We start from the raw sequence: 20,540 nt of genomic DNA, 5'->3' as shown, positions 1-20,540 counted from the left end.
TATCCTCCTATTAGTCGCCGCCGCCGCCGGCACCGCCGGTAGTGGTTGTACCGCGAAGGCCATTAGCGCCAGTTGGTGCGGCCTCTCTTTGTGTTCTGATGGCTTTGCTTGCAGTGTCGGCATCAGATGTTCCACTGCCATTACCACGTACCAGATCCTCTGGATCGGCAACCATTGCCGCGACATTGGAATTGAAAGCGCAGCCGAAATTGCTGCTTGTCGCATTGTTGAAATTGGTTTCGCTTACCGAAGACCAGTCAGGACAGCCCGGCACGCGCGCTGACGAACGGCTAACCACGACACGGACATTGCCCGAAGCGATATTGCCTACAGTGATAGGCGCGGTTTCAGAAACCAAGATGCCATGGCGCGATGCCGCGGCCTCAACCAATGCACGGACGCCGCGATTGGTGCTTGGGTCTTCGATTGATACACGGTCCCCATAGCTGAGGTCCATAGCATCAAACCATTCAGCAAGACGTTGCTGCTCAACGACCGGCAATGTGCCGCCACGTGTTTGCAGATCCAGAACCACATTGGTCCGGCTCACAACGGGCTGGTGGACCGAGTTCAAAGTGCGGTTGCTTGCTGTATTGCTGGTGCAGGCTGCTGCAGACAGGGCCAATCCGGCAATCAGGACCGATGAAATGGTTTTGTTCGTTTTCATTTTCATTGTCGTGATCCTTTATTCGAAAGTGAAGCCAGGGCCTGCAGAGGAATTGCTTTCCTTACGTGCCAGTTTCTTTTCGGTTTTTTTCTTCTCGGGGGCCGGTGCAGCAGGTGGCTGTGTCAGGCTTCCCAATTCTGGTGCGCTGGAGTTTCCGCCTTGCCCTTCAACAGAAGGTTTCGGACGATCCCCGCCGCTAATTCCGTCAGTTTCCTGATTGAGCAGCAAGCGTTGAATATCACTGGCATTCTGGAAAGCATCGGTTGGCAGTTTGATGTCATTGCCGTTGACTGGCTTGACCAGATATGGCGTGACGATGATGACCAACTCGGTTTCACCGCGCTGGAATGAGTTCGATTTGAACAAATTGCCCAAAATCGGAACATCGCCCAAACCAGGAGCTTTACTGACCGAGTTTTGCACATTGTTGCTGAGCAAACCAGCGATCATGAAGCTTTGACCCGAACCCAGTTCAACGGTTGTTTCTGCCCGGCGGATTGTCAGGCCGGGAATAGTAAATCCGTTGAGAGACACTGACCCCGATGCGGAAAGTTCGGAAACTTCTGGACGAACGCGCAGTGAAATACGGCCACTGTCCAAAACAGTCGGCGTATAGGCCAGGCTGACACCAAAGTTGCGAAACTCGACAGTGGTTGTGCCCAATCCTTGTGAAATCGGTATTGGGAATTCACCACCAGCCAAAAACTCTGCTGTTTCACCGGACAATGCCGTCAAATTGGGTTGAGACAATGTGGTAACCAGACCCGTTGTTTCGGCAAGGTCAAATGCACTTGCAATGTCCACACCAAATAAACGACCAAGACCTGCCAAAGTGGTGCCACCGCCAATGCCGTTGACAACAGTTGTACCGTCAGCTCCAGACGTAACGCCAACGCCTACTGCTCCACCAGGAGAGAATTGTGATGCTGGACCGCGGCCGGTTGTTACGCCGAACTGGAAGCCGCCTGTTGCATCTGCTGATTGCAAGTTTGCGCCGATATTTTTCATTAGCGAGCGGCTGACTTCGGCGATACGGACCTGCAAATTGACTTGCAGAGGGGTCGCTGTTTTCAAACGACTGATAACCTGTGTCTCATCGCCGACAAATGCTTGAACCAGACGCTCAGCCTCAGCAATATCGGTTGGCGAACTGACGGTGCCGGTCAACAAAACCAAGCCATTGACAGTGGCAACGCTGATTTTCGCTTTCGGCATGGCTAATGTCAGCATTTGATCGATAGAATCGATGTTGGAGCCAACGCGGATAGTCGCTGAGTAAACGACACGGCCTGCTGCGTTGCTGGCGTATAAGGTGGTTTCCCCGCCAGATTTGCCAAAGACATAAAGCTGACGTGAGTTTTTGACCTGAACATCGGCAATCTGGTCATTGGCAATGAACAGATCGGTAATGCTGCCGGGAAGGCTGATCAATTGTCCGCGGCCAATGGAAAGAACGATTTCGCTATTGGCTTTGGTGGTGGTTTGCGCCTGTGCCGGTGCGTATAGTGCGCCTGCAGAAGCCCCCATCAATGCGACCGAGGCCGCGAGATAGCTACCCGCCGTAGCTTTGGTGAAGCGTTTGGTGAAAGACATGTTAGTTACCTCCAACGGTTACAGTGGTCACAGCTTTGCCCCGTGATACACGGACCGTGGGTTTTGGTTTTGGTGGTGGACCCGCAGCTGGAATGCTGGAGCTAGGTGCTGTTGAGCCGCCTCCGCGAGTTGGTTTTGCGGAAGGTAGGTTACGGCGCTGAAAGCGTGATACGTCGCCGCCGGTTACGAATGTTGCATCGGTGTCAACAGGGCGCACCGCCACTTTGCGAAGAAACTTCTCTTCTTCTTCAGGATCGGCACCATCGGGCAGGTCAAGCTCACCCGCTGCAATAGCGCGTTCCAGCTCGGCTTCATTGTCTGCAATGGAGCGCAGTGACAGGCTCAAAACGCCGATTGTCTGCGCCACAGCGATTTTCTCGCCGATCTTGGGCGTTACTTCAACTGTAACCGTGTTGAACTTGCTCACCACCTGATTGCCTTCAGAGTCTTGCGAGTTTGTCCGTTGACCAGTTGCAAGCACGCGAAGGTTGCGGATGATTGTTTCAGACGCTTTCAGGTCTGGACCATCTTCACCCTTAACAGATTGGGTAAGTACCAGGTCGATGCGGTCTCCCGGAAAAACAAAGCCGGCAACGCCTGTACGCTCTGACACAGGAACAGTAACGGCCCGCATTCCTGCGCCAAGTGCAGCAGCGAGGAAGCCGCGATCACCCGGTTTCACCAGAGAACCCTGGGTGACAGGCTGGCCAGCAGTAATAGGGTTGCGAACAACTGTACCTAAAAGAGCTTCACCATTGGTCGTTTCCTCAAGGAAATATGCCTGTTGGATCAATTCTTTCGGCCATGGCTGAAAGCTGAAAGCATCAGGGGTGATGATCGTCCCAACCGGCAATGCCCGGTTTGCGACGAGAACACGGTCCCCCTCTTCAACGTCGACCTCTGCTACATTTGCAACAGCCTGAGGAGCCGATGCACCTACAAAAAGACTACGTGCAAGAAATGCCGTTCCTAACGCTATAACCAGCGCACCAACGAGCAAAATAATTTTCTTCTTGTCCATAATGTAACTGCCTCCATGCAGCCCCGTTAAATGTGTGTGTGTGCCTTAATCATGTAAATTGGTTAAAATATCGTTCGCCAATTATCCAAAAACCGGCAAAAGCGATTGCCAGACCATATGGAATCTCCAGTTTTGCAGAAGATTTGCGGATTTTGTGTATGGTCGCCATAACCAGTGTAAGAGCGCCGCCTGCCAGTGACATGACCACCACAAGTTTCAGAATTTCAGGGAATGGAAACCAAAGCGCCAATGCGCTCAACAGTTTGACATCACCGCCGCCCATTGCGCCAATGGCGAACATTGCCGTAAATATAACAAAAACACCGCCAGCGACGGCCAACTGCCAGCCAATGTCCGGCCAAAGATTATAGCCGCTCGACCACCAGAAAATGGGCGCGGCCAATGCGATTCCGGCGTTGAGCCAATCTTCGATCTCGCGTCGTTTAGCGTCGGTATAGCAGGCGTGAATCAGGGCAATTGCCAAGGCCGCCAGCAGTCCGTATGAGATTTGCAACTCTGTCATGGAAGACGGTCTTAATCTCCATGACTTACCAAATAGTAACCATGCAAATTTTTGTTTTGCGTTGCATTTGTTTTGAAATGGTATTTTGCTGGCGCGTAACTTTGAAGGGGCCGAATATGACCGATAATGTAGCTGGTTTTGATCGCCGGTCATTGCCCAAGGGCGCGCAAGAGCAATATTGGCAAGCTCAGGATGGATGGAAGATTCGCCGCATGGATTGGCCGAATGAGTCCAAAGATTCGCGCGGCTCTATGTTGTTCATGCCTGGGCGCGGGGATATTTATGAAAAATATCTAGAAACGCTGAACCATCTGCATGGGCATGGATGGAATATCACGGCATGTGATTGGCGCGGACAGGGTGCCTCTGGTCGCATGGCTGACAGTCAATATGTTGGGCATATTGATGATTTTTCGACCTGGATTGGCGATATTGGTTTCTTCTGGAGCAAATGGATCAAAGAAACACCAGGGCCGCATGTCATTATGGCGCACTCAATGGGGGGGCATTTGGTCGCGCGCGCACTTGTCGACGGAGCGATCACACCTGATGCCTGTATTTTGAGCGCGCCTATGCTGGGCATGTCCGGCCCGCCATTGCCACTGGCTGTCAGCCATTTGTTCGCACGTATTATGTGCAAAATTGGTAATCCTGCCAGACCTGCATGGAAGGTTAGTGAAAAGCCGGGCACGCCGATACGCGAGCGGCAGTCACTTTTGACCCATCATCAGGCCCGTTATGATGATGAAGCGGCATGGTGGGCAAAGCGGCCCGAACTGGTGCTGGGGCCTGCTAGTTGGCAATGGGTGGAACGCGCTTATGCATCGGTTCGTCATATTCATGCGCCGGGCCAGTGGGAGAAAGTTACTACGCCTATACTGATTCTTGCGGCCAGTGAGGATAAGCTGGTTAGCCATGATGCGATTGTCGAGGCATCTGCGCGCCTGCCAAATGCCAAATTGGTAACCTATGGCGAAGAATGCGCGCATGAATTGTTGCGCGAAGTGGACGCTGTGCGCGATCTGGCTTTGGCGGAGATTGATCTCTTCCTAGAACAATCATTGGCGACGGCGCGCAGCCGCGATTCACTATCGGCGTAAATAATATTGCAATGACTGGTTTTGACGCGATCATTATTGGCGGCGGAATGGCTGGTGCCAGTCTAGCCTATCACTTGGCTGAAACGATGTCTGTGTGCATTTTTGAGCAGGAATCGGTTGCGGGCTATCACGCAACGGGCCGCTCTGCCGCTTTTTGGAATGAAAGCTATGGCGGTTCACTGATCCAGCCATTGACCAGCCTGTCCGGCCCGATGCTCAAAAACCCGCCTGCTGAATTTTCTGCTCACGGGTTTTTGCGTCCACGCGGCGCCTTGACGATTGGCAGTGATGCGCAACGTAAGGCCATGCAGGATGAGCAGGTATTTTTTGCGGCCCGCAATGTCGATATGCAGACACTTTCTCGCGAATCAATGATGCAATATCTGCCGGGCGTTAAACCGAAATATAGCATCGCCAATTATGAACCTGAATGCAGCGATATAGATGTTGCTGCCCTACATAATGCCTATTTGACCGGCGCAAAAAAACGGGGTGCGGTGCTAAGGCTTGGCTGCGGTCTGGAAAGCGCTGTGCGCCATAACGGCCAGTGGCAAGTGCGATGCGGCGGAGAGCGTTTTTCTGCACCTTTGATCGTCAATGCATCCGGTGCCTGGGCTGACAGGGTTGCTAGATGTTGCGGTATAGAACCTTTGGGCATTACGCCGCTGCGCCGTACGGTTGTGCAACTGCGTGTTACACCGCCGGTTGCTGATGATATGCCGCTCATCATTGATGCGTTGGGCAATTTCTATTTCAAGCCGGAATCTGGACGTTTATGGCTTAGCCCGCATGATGAAACGCCGAGTGAACCATGTGATGCCGCGCCAGAGGAATGGGATGTCGCGCTGGCAATTGAGCGTCTGCAAGAGGTTGTGGACTGGTCAATAGACGCGGTTGAACATCGCTGGGCGGGGCTGCGCAGCTTCGCGCCAGACCGTGTACCCGTATATGGTTTTGATGCCGCGCAAACAGGCTTTTACTGGTTTGCAGGGCAGGGCGGCTATGGCATCCAGACGGCACCGGCTGCAGCGCAATTGGCGGCCCATCACATCACTGGCAATGCTTTGCCATATGGCTTTTCAGATTTTGATGATGCGCCCTACAGAGCCTCGCGATTTCTAAATCGGGAATAAAATGTATCGAAACATCGATTCAGTGTAAAATCAGTTTTCATGCCACTGGTCAAGCCGTGTTTGAATTGGTAGCATAAGCGCAGTTTCAACCTATAGGAGCAGCCAAATGGCTCATCACTTTGAGATTTATAAAGACAAAAGCGGCGAATTTCGTGTGCGTTTCAAATATAACAGCGAAGTTATGTTCTCTACCCAAGGCTATTCCAGCAAGTCTAGCGCACAGAACGCCATTGATTCTATTAAGAAAAACGGCCCTGGCGCACCTGTAGAAGATAATAGCTAATCAAGCTGACGCTACCATGACTGTAGCGTAAAAGGCGTGAGCGGCGGGCCAGTTCTTTTGCCTTGGTCCTGCCGGCTCATCCGCTTTAACAAATGGCTTTTGGGGTGCAGGAGCTGCTAGCCTCTGCCCACTGCCAAGGCGGCGTCGCTGGCCAAAGTGTCGGCGCGCTCATTATATTCATCACCGGCATGACCTTTCACCCAATGCCATGTGACATCATGCCGCTGTGTCGCGGCCAGCAATTCCTGCCATAGATCAGCATTTTTTACCGGCTTTTTGGCCGCAGTGCGCCATCCATTACGCTGCCAGCCATGGATCCATTTTGTAATGCCATCACGAACATAAACGCTGTCTGTTGTCAGAGTGACATGGCAAGGCCGTTTTAAGGCATTGAGTGCTTCAATGGCGGCTTTTAATTCCATCCGGTTATTCGTGGTGTCTGGCTCGCCGCCGGACAGGTCTTTTTCTTTATCGCCATAGCGAATGACCGCACCCCATCCCCCGGGGCCAGGATTGCCTTTGCAAGCGCCATCAGTTGCAATGTGGACCGTCTTTTTATCATCCATGGTTAAAGGCCTTTGCAAAAAGGGCGTGATTTGGCTCTTGCCCATAAAATTCCAGCCTATGCCAATAGGCCATGGGGTCTTTGCGCGTCACCATCGCATCGGGGGCAGTATGCAGCCAGTCATAAGCGCGGCTGAGGAAGAAGCGCAGACTTGCCCCTCGGCACAATATGGGCAGAGCGGAAATTTCTTGTGGCTCCAACGTGATTACCGAGCCATATCCGCTAAGCAATTGCTGCGATATATCTGCATCAAAATTCAAACCATCATCGCCAAAACACCATGCACTGTGCATCACGGCCAGATCATAGGCGCGAATGTCCGTGCACGCGAAATAGACATCGATAATGGCGGAAACCTCGCTCCCTTGCACCATGACATTGTCGGGGAAAAGGTCAGCATGGATTGTTGATTGCGGCAGGTCGCTTGGCCAGTGGTGCAAAATATCGCTTAAAACAGGCGTCAGTTCGATAGGCTTTTCTGGCGTGATATTGTGCAGTTTGGGCGCGCATATATCGGCAAGACGCTGCCACTCATCTGGCCCCATGCTGTTGCTGCGCGTCATGGAGAAGCCGCGCATAGCCTGATGAAACTGACCAAGAGCTACCCCGCCTTTATAGGCCAGGTCAGCATTTGGTTTTCCAATAGTATTGCCCGCCATAAATTCGATCAAACATGCCGGTTTGCCGCACAGCTGTTTGATGCTGATATTGCTGCGATCAGAAACCGTTCCCGGCATAGCGACGCCTTGCGCAGCGGCATGATCCATCAAGGCCACAAAAAAGGGCAGATCAGTCTTTGCCACCCGCTTTTCATACAGGGTCAGAATATAGGGGCCGCTCGTAGTTTCGACGCGGTAATTGCTGTTTTCCACGCCTTGCGCAATGCCGGAGAAGTTTATCAATTCTCCAACATCATAATCCTTCAGGAACTGTGCGAGCTGTTCCTGGCCGATTTGCGTATATACAGCCATGATATGAGCGCCTGATCAGGCGGCGTTGGTTTCCAGACCGCGGGGCAATTTGAAGACAATCTTCTCATCAACCGTCCGCACTTTGCGTTCTGTGACTTCAAAACGCTCTGCCAGTGCGTCAATAACTTCGCGTACCAGCTCTTCCGGAGCAGATGCGCCAGCGGTCAGCCCCAAGGTCGAGACTTGGTCAAGCCAGCGAAAATCAATATCATGTGCGCGCTGGATCAGCATGGAGGGCGTGCCCTCACGCTCTGCTACTTCCACCAAACGCAGGGAGTTTGAACTGTTGGGTGCGCCAATAACGAACATCGCCTGTGCATCGCTGGCAATGGCTTTGACCGCTGCTTGACGGTTGGAGGTAGCATAGCAAATATCTTCAGCCTTGGGCCCGACGATTTTGGGGAAACGCTTCTGTAAGGCGGTGATAATCTCCGCCGTATCATCCACAGACAATGTTGTTTGGGTAAGGTAAGCCAGACAATCTTCATCTTTAACCTTCAGATTTGCGACATCCTCTACGGTCTCAACCAATGTCATATCGCCTTCGGGGACTTGACCAAATGTGCCGATAACTTCTGGGTGCCCTTCATGGCCAACAAAAATAATATGGCGGCCTGCCTCAACCTGACGCTCGGCCTGTCTGTGCACCTTGGAAACCAAGGGGCAGGTCGCATCAAGATAGTTTAGTCCGCGCATTTCCGCTTTAGCGGGCACGGATTTCGGAACGCCATGCGCGGAAAATACAACGGGCACATTGTCAGGAACTTCGTCCAGTTCTTCAACAAAGATCGCACCTTTTTCTTTTAAATTATCAACAACATAACGGTTATGCACAATCTCATGACGAACATAGACAGGAGCACCATATTTTTGCAGTGCGACCTCGACAATCTCGATAGCGCGGTCGACGCCGGCACAAAAACCACGCGGTGATGCGATAACAATTTCCAGGGCTTTTTTGGTCATTTTGGCTGGTCCTGATTGGTAAAGGGCATTTGTGTCTAATGGGCTTATCGCCGATACTATGTCGTCAATTATGTCGCACTTTGGCGTGCTGTTCGGCGACTGTTCATGCAATCACCTGCAACATATGTAAAGATTTTATCGGCCGAGTGAAAGCCTGTATTCATGGTAAGATTGAAATCCATGACTTGCAGCGTCCAATGCAATATTGCATAGCACGTGCCAAGAGATAAAGCCTTGCTTTTCGCCCCTTGAAATGGGCTGAAATAAAGATGTTTTGGGGATTATTATGCGTTTGAAATTGGGGAATATGGGTATTGCGGCAATGGCCGCCATGGTGCTCAGCGGCTGTGCAGGTGATGACCAGCTGGTTGTTGCTGGTGGCCTTGGCGTGACATCAACATTGTCCACCTGTCCGGAAGTCGCCATCCCGAACTATGCCGGTGATATTACCCTGTTCGACCCAGTCAACAGCCGTGATGCCAGTGCGATTGATGTTGTGGCGCAAGTGACCAATTTGCGATCAACATGCAATGAGGGCGATGAAAAGCTATATTCCGAAGCGACTTTTGACGTCATTGCCCGGCGCAGCTTTGCAGAAGGCGCAAGAACTGTTGAATTGCCCTATTTCTCGACCGTTGTACGCGGTGGCAGTGCGGTGATTGCAAAGCGGGTCGGCACCGTGACTTTGACATTCCCTGATGGCGAATATCGTGCTCAGGCAAGTGCCAAGGCGGCAAGCTATGTTGATCGCGCTAATGCAACTTTGCCGGATGATGTGCTGCAACGCATTACAGCCAAACGCAAAAGTGGCGATGCGTCCGCTGCGATTGATCCCTTGGCTGACCCGACGGTCCGTGCAGCGCTGAACCGTGCCCGATTTGAATTGCTGATTGGGTTTCAGCTTACTCAGGACCAACTGCAATATAACGCCACGCGATAAGGGTTTGCGCATATAATAAAGTGCCGAGCAGCCCTTCGCAGAATTGGCTCTGGAGGTCTATTGTGCTGAATTGGGCCGTGTCATTGCTGATACTTGAAGCCTGTTATCACGATGGGCTAAAGCAATCTCGAACGTGACGTCTTGACCATATTGCCGGCCTGAATAACCCTTATGAACAGTCTGGGCGAATATCCATATAAGACTGACCAGATTTATAGTGAAAGAATAGCCGCAAATGCCCTTATTTACCCGCTTTGCCGATCATATACATGCTGCCTTGGATGCCTTGGTTGCACAGCAAGTGCTGCCTGCTGATGCGCCGCGCAAAGCCGTTACTGTTGAGCCGCCGCGCGATGCCAGCCATGGTGACCTTGCGACCAATGCTGCCATGGTGCTGGCCAAAGCAGCAGGGACCAAGCCGCGCGATTTTGCTGAACTATTAGCGGGCGAGCTGCGCAAAATTGATGAAGTTGTGTCTGTTGAGATTGCAGGGCCGGGTTTTATCAATTTGCGATTGACCAGCGGGGCATGGACAGCAGAGCTGCATGATATAGCGCAAGCGGGCGCTGATTATGGGCGGCCGGCCAATCCCGATACGTCCATCGTGAATGTTGAATATGTTTCGGCCAACCCCACTGGCCCCATGCATATGGGCCATTGCCGCGGTGCGGTGGTGGGTGATGCGCTGGCCAATTTGCTGGACTTTGTGGGTCACAAGGTGATCCGCGAATATTATGTTAACGATGCAGGCGGGCAGGTCGATGTGCTCGCGCACTCGGTATATCTGCGTTATCTTGAAGCGCTTGGCCGCGACATTGGGGAGATACCTTCCGGCCTTTATCCCGGTGATTATCTGGTGCCGGTCGGGCAGGCATTGGCGCAGGAGTATCAGAACCGTTTTGCTGATAAGGATGAGCAGGAATGGCTCACTATATTCCGCGAAAAGGCCGTTGCAGCCATGCTTGACATGATCCGTGCGGACCTTGCCTTGCTGGGCATTGAACATGATGTCTTTGCCTCTGAAGCCGCATTGCAAGCGGCAGGAAAGCCAGCTGAAGCCGAAGCGTTTTTGCGGGGTAAGGATCTGGTTTTTGACGGGCTTTTGGAAGCGCCCAAGGGCAAGACATTGGAAGATTGGGAAGCGGTTGAACTTCCTTTATTCCGCTCCACAAAATTTGGTGACGATCAGGATCGGCCTATCCGTAAATCGGATGGCAAATGGACCTATTTTGGCGCAGATATGGCCTATCATTACCAAAAGGCGCAAAAAGCCGATGCTCTGATTGATATTTGGGGCGCTGACCATGCCGGAACCGTCAAGCGGATAAAGGCCGCAGTTGCTGCCTTGACCGATGGTGACACGCCATTTGATGTCAAGCTGGTGCAAATGGTACGGTTGTTGCGCGATGGCGAACCGGTAAAAATGTCGAAACGTTCCGGCGATTTTGTCACTCTGGCCGATGTGGTCAAAGAAGTTGGCAAAGATGTAGTGCGCTTCACCATGCTGACGCGCAAAGCAGATGCACAGATGGACTTTGACTTTGCCAAGGTGGTGGAAGCGTCAAAAGACAATCCGGTCTTCTATGTGCAATATGCCCATGCGCGGATATCGTCCACGCTGCGTAAGGCCAAAGATGAAGGGCTTGCAGCCTCTGATGCGCATTTGGATCAACTGACACAGGGCGATGTTGAGCTTATCCAGCTGGCAGCACAATTTCCGCGAATCGTTGAAGGCGCGGCACAAGCGCGCGAACCGCACCGCATTGCCTTTTATCTTTACGATCTGGCCGCAGCCTATCATGCATTCTGGAATTTGGGCAAAGATCAGCCTGATATGCGCGTTTTGCGCACAGATGCGCCGATATTGTCTGGTGCAAGGCTTTTCATGAGCGAAAATATCGGGCAAATATTACGTAATGGCCTGAGCATCATGGGTGTTGAAGCGGCCGACCGTATGTAAAACTGTCTGGGTGAGGTGACAGCTGCCCGCGCTATTGGGGCGGCGCTATTGGACTGGCGGTTTTTGGGGAGATAGTGAAATGAGCGACGAGAACACATTTGAAGACGCGGAAGATCAACTGATCGCTGATGATGAAGAGCGTCTGCCCTGGCTCGAATCCGCTGATGATTATGATAGTGGCTCCAGCTCTGCCATGAAGGTGCTGGGCCTGTTGCTATTGGGCGTTGTGTTCTTGGGCCTTGTCGTTGCCATGGTGTATTTTCTTCAAAATCGTAATGCCCAAACCGCCTCCAGCGGCGGCGGTCAGCTGATCGAAGCACCGGAAGGCGATTATAAAGTCGCGCCAAAAGATGCTGGCGGTAAGGAATTTCAAGGTACTGGCGATGCCAGCCCTGCGGCAGCCGAAGGTGAAGAACGTGTCACAGCTTTGGCTGGAGCGGATAAAGTCACGACATCGGGCGGCGTTCTGGTGCAGTTGGGTGCTTATAGCAATGAAGCGAAAGCCAATAGCGGCTGGAATACTTTGTCGGGCCGCTATGATTATATCGCCAAATTGCCGAAAAAGATTGCTGCCGCAAAGGTTGAGGCTGGAACGGTTTATCGTTTGAGTGCTGTCGCGCCTGATCTTGCCACCGCCAATTCAGTATGCGGCCGATTAAAGACTGCTGGACAATCCTGTATTGTTGTCCGCTAATAAGATGCTGGTGCAGGATAATCGGGAGTGGATGCGATGAAGCCTGTCATATTTGGGATGTCAGGCCTTGTCCTTACGGATGATGAAAGTGCATTTTTCCGTGAGGTCCGGCCCACTGGCTATATTATCTTTGGCCGTAATATTGAAAGCAAGACGCAATTGCGAGCCTTGACTGATAGCCTGCGCGATTTGCACGGTGATGATAAATTGCTGGTGATGATCGATCAGGAAGGCGGGCGCGTTGCGCGGATGAAAGCGCCTATCTGGCCAGAATATCCCGCGCCGGGCGCATTTGATGCGCTTTATGCAAAAGCACCGATTAGCGCTATTGAAGCTGTACGCGCCAATTATGCCGCTTTGGCTAGTGACTTGGCGGCAATGGGCATCAATGTGGATTGCGCGCCGATGATTGATGTGCGCCAGCCAGGCAGCAATGACGCAGTTATCGGTGATCGCGCCTTTGGGGAAGAACCTTCACGCGTTGCCGCTTTAGGGCGCGGCGCTCTGGACGGGTTGAAAGATGGCGGCGTATTGGGCGTTATCAAACATATGCCGGGCCATGGCAGGGCATTGGTGGATAGCCATCATAATCTGCCTGTGGTTGATGCTGATGAGGATGCGCTGGCCATTGATCTTGAGCCATTTCAGCGGCTTAGCTCTGCGGAAATGGGGATGACTGGTCATATTGTCTTTCCGGCTTGGGATAGCGTCAATCCAGTAACATTATCGCCGCATATTATTCAGCATATCATTCGGGACAAGATTGGTTTTGATGGCCTTTTGTTCACAGATGATCTGGATATGAAGGCTTTGTCCGGCTCTGTGCCGGATCGTGCAGTGGCATCTATTGCCGCAGGGTGTGACATAGCGCTCAACTGCTGGGGCAAAATGCCCGATATGCAAGAAATGGCGGAGAGATTGCCCGATATAAGTGAAGCTGCGCAAGTCCGGCTGGACCGGGTGCGTCAGGCTTTGCCGCAACCAGATTCAATACTGGCTGAACAGCAGAGCGCATGGGCCGCAAAACGTGATAGCCTGATGGCTTTGGTATAAAGCGCGGAAGGGCTAGGGCATGGCGAGTGAGGATCATGATGATGATATGATCGACCTGCCCGAATGGGAGTCGCCGGTGCGCACCGATATATCGGCAGAGGGCGATGAGCTTAGCCTGCAATTGGATATTGAGGGCTGGGAAGGGCCGCTCGATCTCTTGCTCAGCCTGGCACGTACGCAAAAAGTCGATCTGCGCGAAATTTCTATCCTTGAGCTGGTCAGGCAATATCTGGCCTTTATTGCTGATGCGGAACAATTGAAAGTTGAGTTGGCGGCGGATTATCTGGTGATGGCGGCGTGGCTGACCTATTTGAAGTCTGCTTTGCTGCTGCCCAAAGACCCAGAGGTTGACCCTTCGCCGGAAGAGTTGGCGCTGCGTTTACAGCTACGGTTGCAGCGATTACAAGCCATGCGCGAATCGGGTGCGCGATTGATGGCGCGCGACCGTGTTGGCCGTGATGTGTTTGTGCGCGGCGCCCCTGAAGGTTTGCGCACATTGACCCAAACGCGCTGGACCAGCAATATTTACGACATCATGCAGGGCTATGCTGCGGTAAAAATGCGAACAGCGCCCGCGGTGCATATTGTCGCATCGCGCGAAGTTATGACGCTGGAGGATGCATTGGCGCGGGTCTCCAATATGGTTGGCGCGGCTTTGGATTGGACACGGCTGGAAGATTTCCTGCCCGAAGGTGTATCAGGGCGTTTGCGCCGCTCAGCCATTGCATCAAGTTTTGTTGCGGCATTGGAATTGGCACGCGGCGGGGCCGTAGATTTGCGGCAGGAAGAAGCATTTGCGCCGCTTGAGATAAGGTCGGCATCATGAGTGAAAACCCGCCCAATGAAGAGCAATTGCGCGCGATAGAAGCGATCATCTTCGCTAGCGAGGAACCCCTGACACCGCGTCAGATAGGCGAATATCTGGGGCAGGATTGCGATATTCAGGCCGGATTAGTGACTTTGGCAGAGCATTATCAGGGGCGGGGTGTGGAGCTGGTCGTCGCTGGCGGCAGATGGCATTTCCAAACCGCATCTGACATGTCGCATATGCTGCGCAAAGAGCGAGAGGCAGCGCGCAAATTATCCCGCGCTGCGACCGAAACACTGGCCATAATTGCTTATCATGAGCCTGTTAGCAGGGCAGAAATTGAAGCGATACGCGGCGTGCAGACCAGCAAGGGCACATTGGACGTGCTTATGGAAACCGATTGGATTCGCCCTGCTGGTCGCCGCGAAACGCCTGGTCGGCCTTTATTATACGCCACCACAAAGGATTTTCTCACCCATTTCGGCCTGAAAACGCGCCGCGATCTGCCCGGCATTGCTGATCTTCGTGCTGCTGGTCTGCTCGATCCGGTCGAGTCTGCTTTTGATGAAGCGATGGGGCAACAGACTGATAATGAAGAACAAGCCGAAGGTGATGGCGACCCAGCAAGACAAAGCCAGACTAGCCATGAAGCAGGTGAAGGCGAGGATATATCTTCGCCAACAGATGTGCCGCTAAATGTGCCGGTTCAGGGCGATGATGACAATAAGGTAGCGATTACGCACGAAAGTCCCTAATATAGGAATATAAGGCGCTGATCTGCGCAAAGGAGACAATATATGTTCAGTAATATCGGTATTGGTGGCCTGCTGATTATCGCCGCGCTTGTGCTCGTATTATTCGGTCGCGGAAAAATTTCCGAGATTATGGGTGATGTCGGCAAGGGCATTAACAGCTTTAAAAAGGGCATTGGTGATGACGACAATGCCGGCGGTTCATCATCTGCACCCCAACAAATTGAGGGTAAGAGCAGCGTTGGTAGCGACAATGTCACCAACAAGACGCACGATAACGCCTGAACAAGCGGCGCATTTGTCCTTTGACGGGCTTTAGGTCCAAAGGTCTGACAATATGTTATTCGATATAGGCGCGACCGAGCTATTGGCGATTGTGATTATCGCCATTGTTGTTATCGGCCCGAAAGAGCTGCCCATGGCGATGCGCACTGTTGGGCGCTGGGTCAGTCAGGCGCGGCGTCTTGTCGGTCAATTCCGCACCAGCCTTGATTCCATCGCGCATGAAGCGGAAATGGAAGCGCTGGAGAAAAAATGGGCTGAGCAAAATGCGCAGATTATGAAAGAGCATGGCGGCGGGCCTGCCATGTTGCCCATGGATGGAACGGCAGCGCATGCTGCACCGCAAAATATATCTGACAATGAGCAAATTACTGATGGTTCTGATGTGGATCAGAGCGTCTCTGGGGATGATAAGCCAGCTTCGACCAATGATAAGGACGCCGGATAAGCGCCATGGCGGACCCTAATTCATCGGCCGAACCCAATCTGGAGGAAAGCAAGATGCCGTTGCTCGATCATCTGGTTGAGCTGCGCCGCAGATTGATGTGGGCCATTCTCGCCTTTGCCATCGCTTTTGGTGTCTGCCTGTATTTTGCAAAGCCGATTTTCGGGTTTTTGGTGCAGCCACTAACCATTGCATTTGAAGGTGAAGACCCGCGGCTAATCTATACGAAATTATATGAAGTTCTTTTCGTCGAACTGAAAATCGCGATGTTTGCCGGCTTTTTCCTCGCCTTTCCAGTGATTGCAAACCAGATATGGCTGTTTGTTGCTCCTGGTCTTTACGGCAATGAAAGACGTGCATTTCTGCCATTTTTAATAGCTACACCGCTTCTGTTTACGGCAGGTGCTGCTCTGGCCTATTATATAGTCATGCCGCTCATGTTCGGCTTTTTGCTGGATTTTGAAGGCGCGCGCGGCGGATTAGAGGTTGAGGCTCTACCCAATGCTGATGCCTATCTGTCCTTTGTAATGCAGATCATATTAGCCTTTGGGATTGCATTCCTGTTGCCGGTATTATTGCTTCTGCTGAACAAAACAGGTCTGGTGCAACGACAACAGTTGGTGCGTATGCGGCGCTATATGATAGTCGGGGCCTTTATTTTTGCGGCTGTTTTGACACCGCCTGACATCGTTTCTCAGCTTTTGCTAGGCATCCCGCTAATATTGTTATTTGAAGGGTCATTGCTGATCATGCTCTTCACAGAGAAGCGTGACAAGCGTTCCGCCGAGGCAAGTGCAGCACCTGGCGGCGAGTAAACGCTTCAATATTTATCGGCTTTACTGAGTGACGATCCCGTTATTTGTCGGCTTAGATGGAATCAAAAAGCGTTCGGTGTGTCGAGAAGGGGGGGAGGATGACACATCCGAACGCTTAATCAACGAGATTATAATAGAGGGGGTATAATATCTAATCTCCCTCAATAAACTATCAGGGAATAAGATGGTTCCCACAGCCTCAAAATTTTTGTAATTTTTTAAGAGCAGAACAGGCAACATTTTGAGCGATGGTCAGGCAGATATAATATGCTTTGTGCAGCGCATATGCCAGCCACCACACAGCATATTATATCTGCGCAGCGCATAAAAAAACGGGGCCAATAAATGACCCCGTTTTAAATTCTTTAGATGTCAATCAGCTCATGGGCTGGTTGGTGTATCATCATCCTGATCAGCAGCGATAACAATACCACCGATAATAGCAGCAGCTGCCAAAATAGCAACAATAATACCGGTGCCACCTTCTAACTCACTCTGTGCTGCTTTTTTCTCATTTTCACGAGAAACTTCAGCTGAAGTTTGGTTCGAGGTGGCTTGCGCCAGAACAGGCGTAGTGGTCATTGCAAGTGCTGCAGCAGCGATTGCGATTGAACGGAACTTCATTTCTAATCTCCTTGGGACTTTCGTAATCTCTCTAAACGGTTTTTATCTTGGTCACAACCCTGAAAATGTATAATTTTGTGACGTTTCCATTACAAAATCTGATAAATATACCATATTTTTGCACACACAACAGCACGGGTTCAGTAAATGAACCCATTTTGAGGTCTTTAGACGTCAGTCAGCTTATGGGCTGGTTGGTGCGTCGTCATCACCTTCTACTTCTTCTTCTTCTTCTTCTTCCTCGTCGTCACCATCAGCAATGATAACGATGCCAGTTACAACGGCAGCAGCAGCCAGAAGCGCTGCAATAATGCCAGTACTTCCTTCTAACTCACTTTTGAGTTTTTCTTCGTTTTCACGAGAAACCTCAGCTGAAGTTGCATTCGCATTGATTTCTGCAAGAACAGGTGTAGTAGACATTGCAAGTGCTGCAATAGCAATCGCGATGGAACTGAGCTTCATTTTTAATCCCCTTGATGGCTCTATTAAAGTTTAGACAGTATTGAAGGTCTAGGTAATATCGTTGTAATCAGTCTTTTGTAAAAGTATAAACCTTTGGAGGTTACATTGCGGATTTGATTAAATGGTTTTGCTTATCGGCAATATGATCGAAATCACCTCTAACGCAGTTCACTCTCTTACTTAATATGCTGTTCTATTGTGCATAGCAACATAACTCTTAGCGCAAAATAGCTTACCAAAGGGTTTATGGCAGATATCCTACGTTACGAGCATGAAATAAATGCAAATTTTTCCGTCATAAACCGTGACTTGTGTCACTCTTGCCACACTTTTTTGCCGCCAACCCATGTTTCTTTCGGGGTAATACTTCTTATGTTTGTCGGAGAAGCGAGCATAATATCTGTGTCCAAAACCACAAAATCAGCACGATTGCCGGGCATGAGGGAGCCAAATCGCCCTTCTGCAAAGCCAGCATAGGCAGCATTGGTCGTGAAGCCGGCCAGAACCGATTCGCGTGAAAGCCTTTCTTTCGGCAGCCAGCCGCCAAAAGGTTCGCCATTTTCGTCTTCGCGAGTCATCGCTGCGGCCATAGCGATAAAGGGGTTGGCTGATTCGACAGGAGCATCCGAACCAAAGGCCAATAATGCACCGGCTTTTTCTAAAGATGCCCATGCATATGCGCCGTCCAAACGGTCTGGCCCAAGGCGCTGCTCTGCCATGAGTCTGTCCGATGTCTGGTGAACTGGCTGCACCGACGCGATTGCGCCCAGTTTGGGAAAGCGCGCTATGTCTTGAGGGTCCAGTATCTGCGCATGTTCAATACGCCAACGCTTGTCATTGCTGAACACATCTTTGAGTTCTTCCATCGCATCCAGCACCTGTTTATTGGCGCGATCCCCAATGGCGTGGATCGCCAGTTGAAAACCGTCCATGCTGGCGCGGCTCATCAGATTAAGCAGCTGCGTATCGTTGAGAAAGGGCAAGCCTGTCTGCCCGGGCGCATCAGCATAATCGCTTTTCAACCAAGCGCCGCGAGAACCCAATGCGCCGTCAAGATAGAGTTTCACGCCGTTCAAGCGTAACCTGTCATCATATAGCCACGGGCTAGGACCAGGCCCGCCAATAGCAATCATATTCTCAATACCAGCGGCATAGGACATGATGCGAATATTCAGGCGGCCTGCATCACCAGCGCGGCGAAAGCTCTGCCAATCCTCTATGCTGGTGCCCATATCGGCAATGGCCGTGATCCCTTGGGCCAGCAATATAGATTGCGTTTCGAGCAGCGCCTGATCGCGGTCAATCGGACGAGCAGGGGGGATGGACGGCGTAATCAATTCCTCAGCAGCGTCCACAAAGATACCGCTTGGCACGCCGCCGATTTTCTCAATACGGCCCCCTTCAGGACTTTTGCTTTTGGCCGTAATCCCTGCAATTTCCATTGCCTTGCTATTGGCCCAGCCAGCATGACCATCGACCCGGCCAAGATAAACCGGCCTGTCAGAGACGATAATGTCAAGCTCTTGCGCCGTTGGAAATCTGCCCAAACCCCATTTTTCCTGATTCCACCCGCGCCCGATAAGCCATGGCAGATCGGGGTTGGCAGCAGCATATTCAGTCAGTGCCTGCTGCGCTTCAGCCAAGGATTTTGTGGCGCTAAGGTCGAGTGAAAGTGCCTGAAAACCGATATTCATAACATGGCCATGGGCATCAATAAGGCCGGGAATGACAGTCTGACCTTTGCCATCGACGATATATTGCAGGTCTTGCGGCCGGTCATCCTTGCGGTTCAGCAATTGCGCCACCTTGCCATCACGATCAATGACAATGCCGGTAAAGCGCACCACTTCGCCTTCCTGATCCAATGTGATGCCGTTGATATTGTCAATCAGTGTTTGCGCATGGGATATTGCGGGCAGCACCAGCCCCGCCGCAAATATCGTGGCGACGAGATAGCGGAAAAAGCGTGCAATAAAGTGCATCATGACTTCCTTTTTAAGCGTGTGATCAGCGCCGATGTATCAAAGCGTCCACCGCCCGATTGTTGAACCTCTGCATAGAATTGATCGACCAAAGCGGCAACGGGAACGCTAGCGCCGATATTGCGGCTTTCATCAATGGCAAGGCCCAGATCCTTGCGCATCCAATCAATCGCAAACCCAAAATCAAAACTGTTATCAGCCATGGTTTTCCAGCGATTATCCATCTGCCAGCTTTGCGCAGCACCGCCGGAAATGGCATCAAAAACCAAATCTGTATCCAAATTGCTGGCTTCAGCAAAGCGCAGTGCCTCTGATAGCCCGCCCAATATGCCTGCGATGCAAATCTGGTTCACCATTTTGGTGGTCTGCCCTGCACCTGGCCCACCAATATGCACAATCCTTGCTGCATAGCTTTGCATGATCGTCTCGGCGCGGGCAAAAGCGTCCTTGCTGCCACCGCACATAATCGCCAATTGGCCATTTTCTGCGCCAGCCTGACCGCCCGATACAGGTGCATCTACGCACATTATGCCGCGTGGTCCGCTTTCCACTGCGATCTGACGTGCCAATGTTGCAGAGACCGTGGTGTGATCGATGAACAAGCCGCCTTTGGCCATGGTCGAAAATATCCCCTGACTGCCCAGAATGACGGCAGAAAGGTCATCATCATTGCCGACACATGAAATTGCGACGTCGCTGCCTCTGGCTGCTTCAGCAGGGCTATCGAAAACTTTGGCGCTTCCCCCTTTTTCTGTGATCTGCTTGGCTGTTGCCTCGGCTTTTGCACGGGTGCGATTATAGAGGTGTAGGCTATGGCCGGCATCGGCAAGGTGCCGCGCCATTGGCCCGCCCATAACACCGGTTCCAATAAAAGTGATCGCAGCCATATTTTATATCCTCG

The 20,540-nt window shown here is 51.8% G+C and carries 22 protein-coding genes and 1 pseudogene; 12 read left to right on the top strand and 11 right to left on the bottom strand.

Going from position 1 to position 20,540, the window contains the following annotated elements; genetic code table 11:
- Positions 1 to 10: 10 nt before the first annotated feature.
- Genes ACR9YC_RS09700 through ACR9YC_RS09685 form a run of 4 tightly spaced genes read right to left on the bottom strand, consistent with a single transcriptional unit; the run spans position 11 to position 3,804 of the window.
- A complete protein-coding gene (locus tag ACR9YC_RS09700) occupies positions 11 to 673 on the bottom strand; it encodes a CpaD family pilus assembly protein (RefSeq protein WP_438726938.1) in 663 nt (220 codons plus the stop codon).
- Between the two features lie 12 nt (positions 674 to 685).
- A complete protein-coding gene (locus tag ACR9YC_RS09695; protein ID WP_438726935.1) occupies positions 686 to 2,260 on the bottom strand; it encodes a type II and III secretion system protein family protein in 1,575 nt (524 codons plus the stop codon).
- Position 2,261: 1 nt separating this feature from the next.
- Positions 2,262 to 3,281 carry a Flp pilus assembly protein CpaB gene (gene cpaB / locus ACR9YC_RS09690; protein ID WP_438726932.1) on the bottom strand — a complete coding sequence of 340 codons (1,020 nt, stop codon included), beginning with the start codon at positions 3,279 to 3,281 and terminating at the stop codon, positions 2,262 to 2,264.
- Between the two features lie 49 nt (positions 3,282 to 3,330).
- Positions 3,331 to 3,804 carry an A24 family peptidase gene (locus ACR9YC_RS09685; RefSeq protein ID WP_438726930.1) on the bottom strand — a complete coding sequence of 158 codons (474 nt, stop codon included), beginning with the start codon at positions 3,802 to 3,804 and terminating at the stop codon, positions 3,331 to 3,333.
- Positions 3,805 to 3,920: 116 nt separating this feature from the next.
- Here ACR9YC_RS09685 and ACR9YC_RS09680 point away from each other — a divergent pair, with 116 nt between their 5' ends.
- The 3 genes from ACR9YC_RS09680 (at position 3,921) to ACR9YC_RS09670 (ending at position 6,320) form a co-directional block, all read left to right on the top strand.
- Positions 3,921 to 4,904, top strand: coding sequence for an alpha/beta fold hydrolase (locus tag ACR9YC_RS09680; RefSeq protein WP_438726928.1), 984 nt, complete (start codon positions 3,921 to 3,923; stop codon positions 4,902 to 4,904).
- Between the two features lie 11 nt (positions 4,905 to 4,915).
- Positions 4,916 to 6,037 carry an NAD(P)/FAD-dependent oxidoreductase gene (locus tag ACR9YC_RS09675; RefSeq protein WP_438726925.1) on the top strand — a complete coding sequence of 374 codons (1,122 nt, stop codon included), beginning with the start codon at positions 4,916 to 4,918 and terminating at the stop codon, positions 6,035 to 6,037.
- A 106-nt stretch (positions 6,038 to 6,143) separates the two neighbouring features.
- Positions 6,144 to 6,320 carry a YegP family protein gene (locus tag ACR9YC_RS09670; RefSeq protein ID WP_438726923.1) on the top strand — a complete coding sequence of 59 codons (177 nt, stop codon included), beginning with the start codon at positions 6,144 to 6,146 and terminating at the stop codon, positions 6,318 to 6,320.
- 116 nt (positions 6,321 to 6,436) lie between these two features.
- Here the strand turns inward: ACR9YC_RS09670 and rnhA are convergent, their stop codons facing one another.
- The 3 genes from rnhA to ispH are packed head-to-tail and all read right to left on the bottom strand — an operon-like array spanning position 6,437 to position 8,822.
- On the bottom strand, positions 6,437 to 6,886 hold the full coding sequence (gene rnhA, locus ACR9YC_RS09665) for a ribonuclease HI (protein ID WP_438726920.1): 450 nt from the start codon (positions 6,884 to 6,886) through the stop codon (positions 6,437 to 6,439).
- Positions 6,879 to 7,856, bottom strand: coding sequence for a homoserine kinase (gene thrB / locus ACR9YC_RS09660; RefSeq protein ID WP_438726918.1), 978 nt, complete (start codon positions 7,854 to 7,856; stop codon positions 6,879 to 6,881). Before thrB ends, rnhA begins: the two co-directional genes overlap by 8 nt.
- A 15-nt stretch (positions 7,857 to 7,871) precedes the next feature.
- On the bottom strand, positions 7,872 to 8,822 hold the full coding sequence (ispH, locus tag ACR9YC_RS09655; protein ID WP_438726915.1) for a 4-hydroxy-3-methylbut-2-enyl diphosphate reductase: 951 nt from the start codon (positions 8,820 to 8,822) through the stop codon (positions 7,872 to 7,874).
- A 286-nt stretch (positions 8,823 to 9,108) separates the two neighbouring features.
- Here ispH and ACR9YC_RS09650 point away from each other — a divergent pair, with 286 nt between their 5' ends.
- The 9 genes and pseudogenes from ACR9YC_RS09650 (at position 9,109) to tatC (ending at position 16,571) form a co-directional block, all read left to right on the top strand.
- Positions 9,109 to 9,762 carry a hypothetical protein gene (locus tag ACR9YC_RS09650; protein WP_438726913.1) on the top strand — a complete coding sequence of 218 codons (654 nt, stop codon included), beginning with the start codon at positions 9,109 to 9,111 and terminating at the stop codon, positions 9,760 to 9,762.
- A 235-nt stretch (positions 9,763 to 9,997) separates the two neighbouring features.
- Complete coding sequence (gene argS, locus ACR9YC_RS09645; protein WP_438726910.1) at positions 9,998 to 11,722, top strand: arginine--tRNA ligase; 1,725 nt, start codon at positions 9,998 to 10,000, stop codon at positions 11,720 to 11,722.
- Between the two features lie 79 nt (positions 11,723 to 11,801).
- On the top strand, positions 11,802 to 12,416 hold the full coding sequence (locus ACR9YC_RS09640; RefSeq protein ID WP_438726907.1) for an SPOR domain-containing protein: 615 nt from the start codon (positions 11,802 to 11,804) through the stop codon (positions 12,414 to 12,416).
- 36 nt (positions 12,417 to 12,452) lie between these two features.
- Positions 12,453 to 13,469 carry a beta-N-acetylhexosaminidase gene (nagZ, locus tag ACR9YC_RS09635; RefSeq protein WP_438726905.1) on the top strand — a complete coding sequence of 339 codons (1,017 nt, stop codon included), beginning with the start codon at positions 12,453 to 12,455 and terminating at the stop codon, positions 13,467 to 13,469.
- A gap of 19 nt (positions 13,470 to 13,488) precedes the next feature.
- Complete coding sequence (locus ACR9YC_RS09630; RefSeq protein WP_438726902.1) at positions 13,489 to 14,295, top strand: segregation and condensation protein A; 807 nt, start codon at positions 13,489 to 13,491, stop codon at positions 14,293 to 14,295.
- Positions 14,292 to 14,879 (top strand): annotated as a pseudogene (gene scpB / locus ACR9YC_RS09625) (SMC-Scp complex subunit ScpB); the annotation flags it as partial. The gene ACR9YC_RS09630 and the pseudogene scpB, both read left to right, overlap by 4 nt.
- A gap of 195 nt (positions 14,880 to 15,074) precedes the next feature.
- On the top strand, positions 15,075 to 15,314 hold the full coding sequence (locus tag ACR9YC_RS09620) for a twin-arginine translocase TatA/TatE family subunit (RefSeq protein WP_438726900.1): 240 nt from the start codon (positions 15,075 to 15,077) through the stop codon (positions 15,312 to 15,314).
- Between the two features lie 52 nt (positions 15,315 to 15,366).
- The gene (tatB, locus tag ACR9YC_RS09615) at positions 15,367 to 15,759 is read left to right on the top strand and encodes a Sec-independent protein translocase protein TatB (RefSeq protein WP_438726897.1); all 393 of its coding nucleotides are present in this window, start codon (positions 15,367 to 15,369) and stop codon (positions 15,757 to 15,759) included.
- 5 nt (positions 15,760 to 15,764) lie between these two features.
- Entirely contained in the window at positions 15,765 to 16,571 is an 807-nt protein-coding gene (gene tatC / locus ACR9YC_RS09610) for a twin-arginine translocase subunit TatC (RefSeq protein WP_438726895.1), read from the top strand.
- 381 nt (positions 16,572 to 16,952) lie between these two features.
- Here the strand turns inward: tatC and ACR9YC_RS09605 are convergent, their stop codons facing one another.
- From ACR9YC_RS09605 to ACR9YC_RS09590, 4 genes are all read right to left on the bottom strand, one after another.
- A complete protein-coding gene (locus ACR9YC_RS09605) occupies positions 16,953 to 17,195 on the bottom strand; it encodes a hypothetical protein (protein WP_438726892.1) in 243 nt (80 codons plus the stop codon).
- A gap of 183 nt (positions 17,196 to 17,378) precedes the next feature.
- Complete coding sequence (locus ACR9YC_RS09600; RefSeq protein WP_438726889.1) at positions 17,379 to 17,657, bottom strand: hypothetical protein; 279 nt, start codon at positions 17,655 to 17,657, stop codon at positions 17,379 to 17,381.
- 314 nt (positions 17,658 to 17,971) lie between these two features.
- The gene (locus ACR9YC_RS09595) at positions 17,972 to 19,642 is read right to left on the bottom strand and encodes an amidohydrolase (RefSeq protein WP_438726886.1); all 1,671 of its coding nucleotides are present in this window, start codon (positions 19,640 to 19,642) and stop codon (positions 17,972 to 17,974) included.
- Entirely contained in the window at positions 19,639 to 20,526 is an 888-nt protein-coding gene (locus ACR9YC_RS09590; RefSeq protein ID WP_438726883.1) for an NAD(P)-dependent oxidoreductase, read from the bottom strand. The genes ACR9YC_RS09595 and ACR9YC_RS09590 overlap by 4 nt, the downstream gene beginning before the upstream one ends.
- Positions 20,527 to 20,540: the final 14 nt, after the last annotated feature.

The sequence above is a fragment of the Parasphingorhabdus sp. DH2-15 genome, from assembly GCF_051668705.1.
Classification (GTDB): Bacteria; Pseudomonadota; Alphaproteobacteria; order Sphingomonadales; family Sphingomonadaceae; genus Alterisphingorhabdus.
Note: the sequence above shows the minus strand (reverse complement) of the source record. Positions and strands in the feature narration are given on the sequence as shown.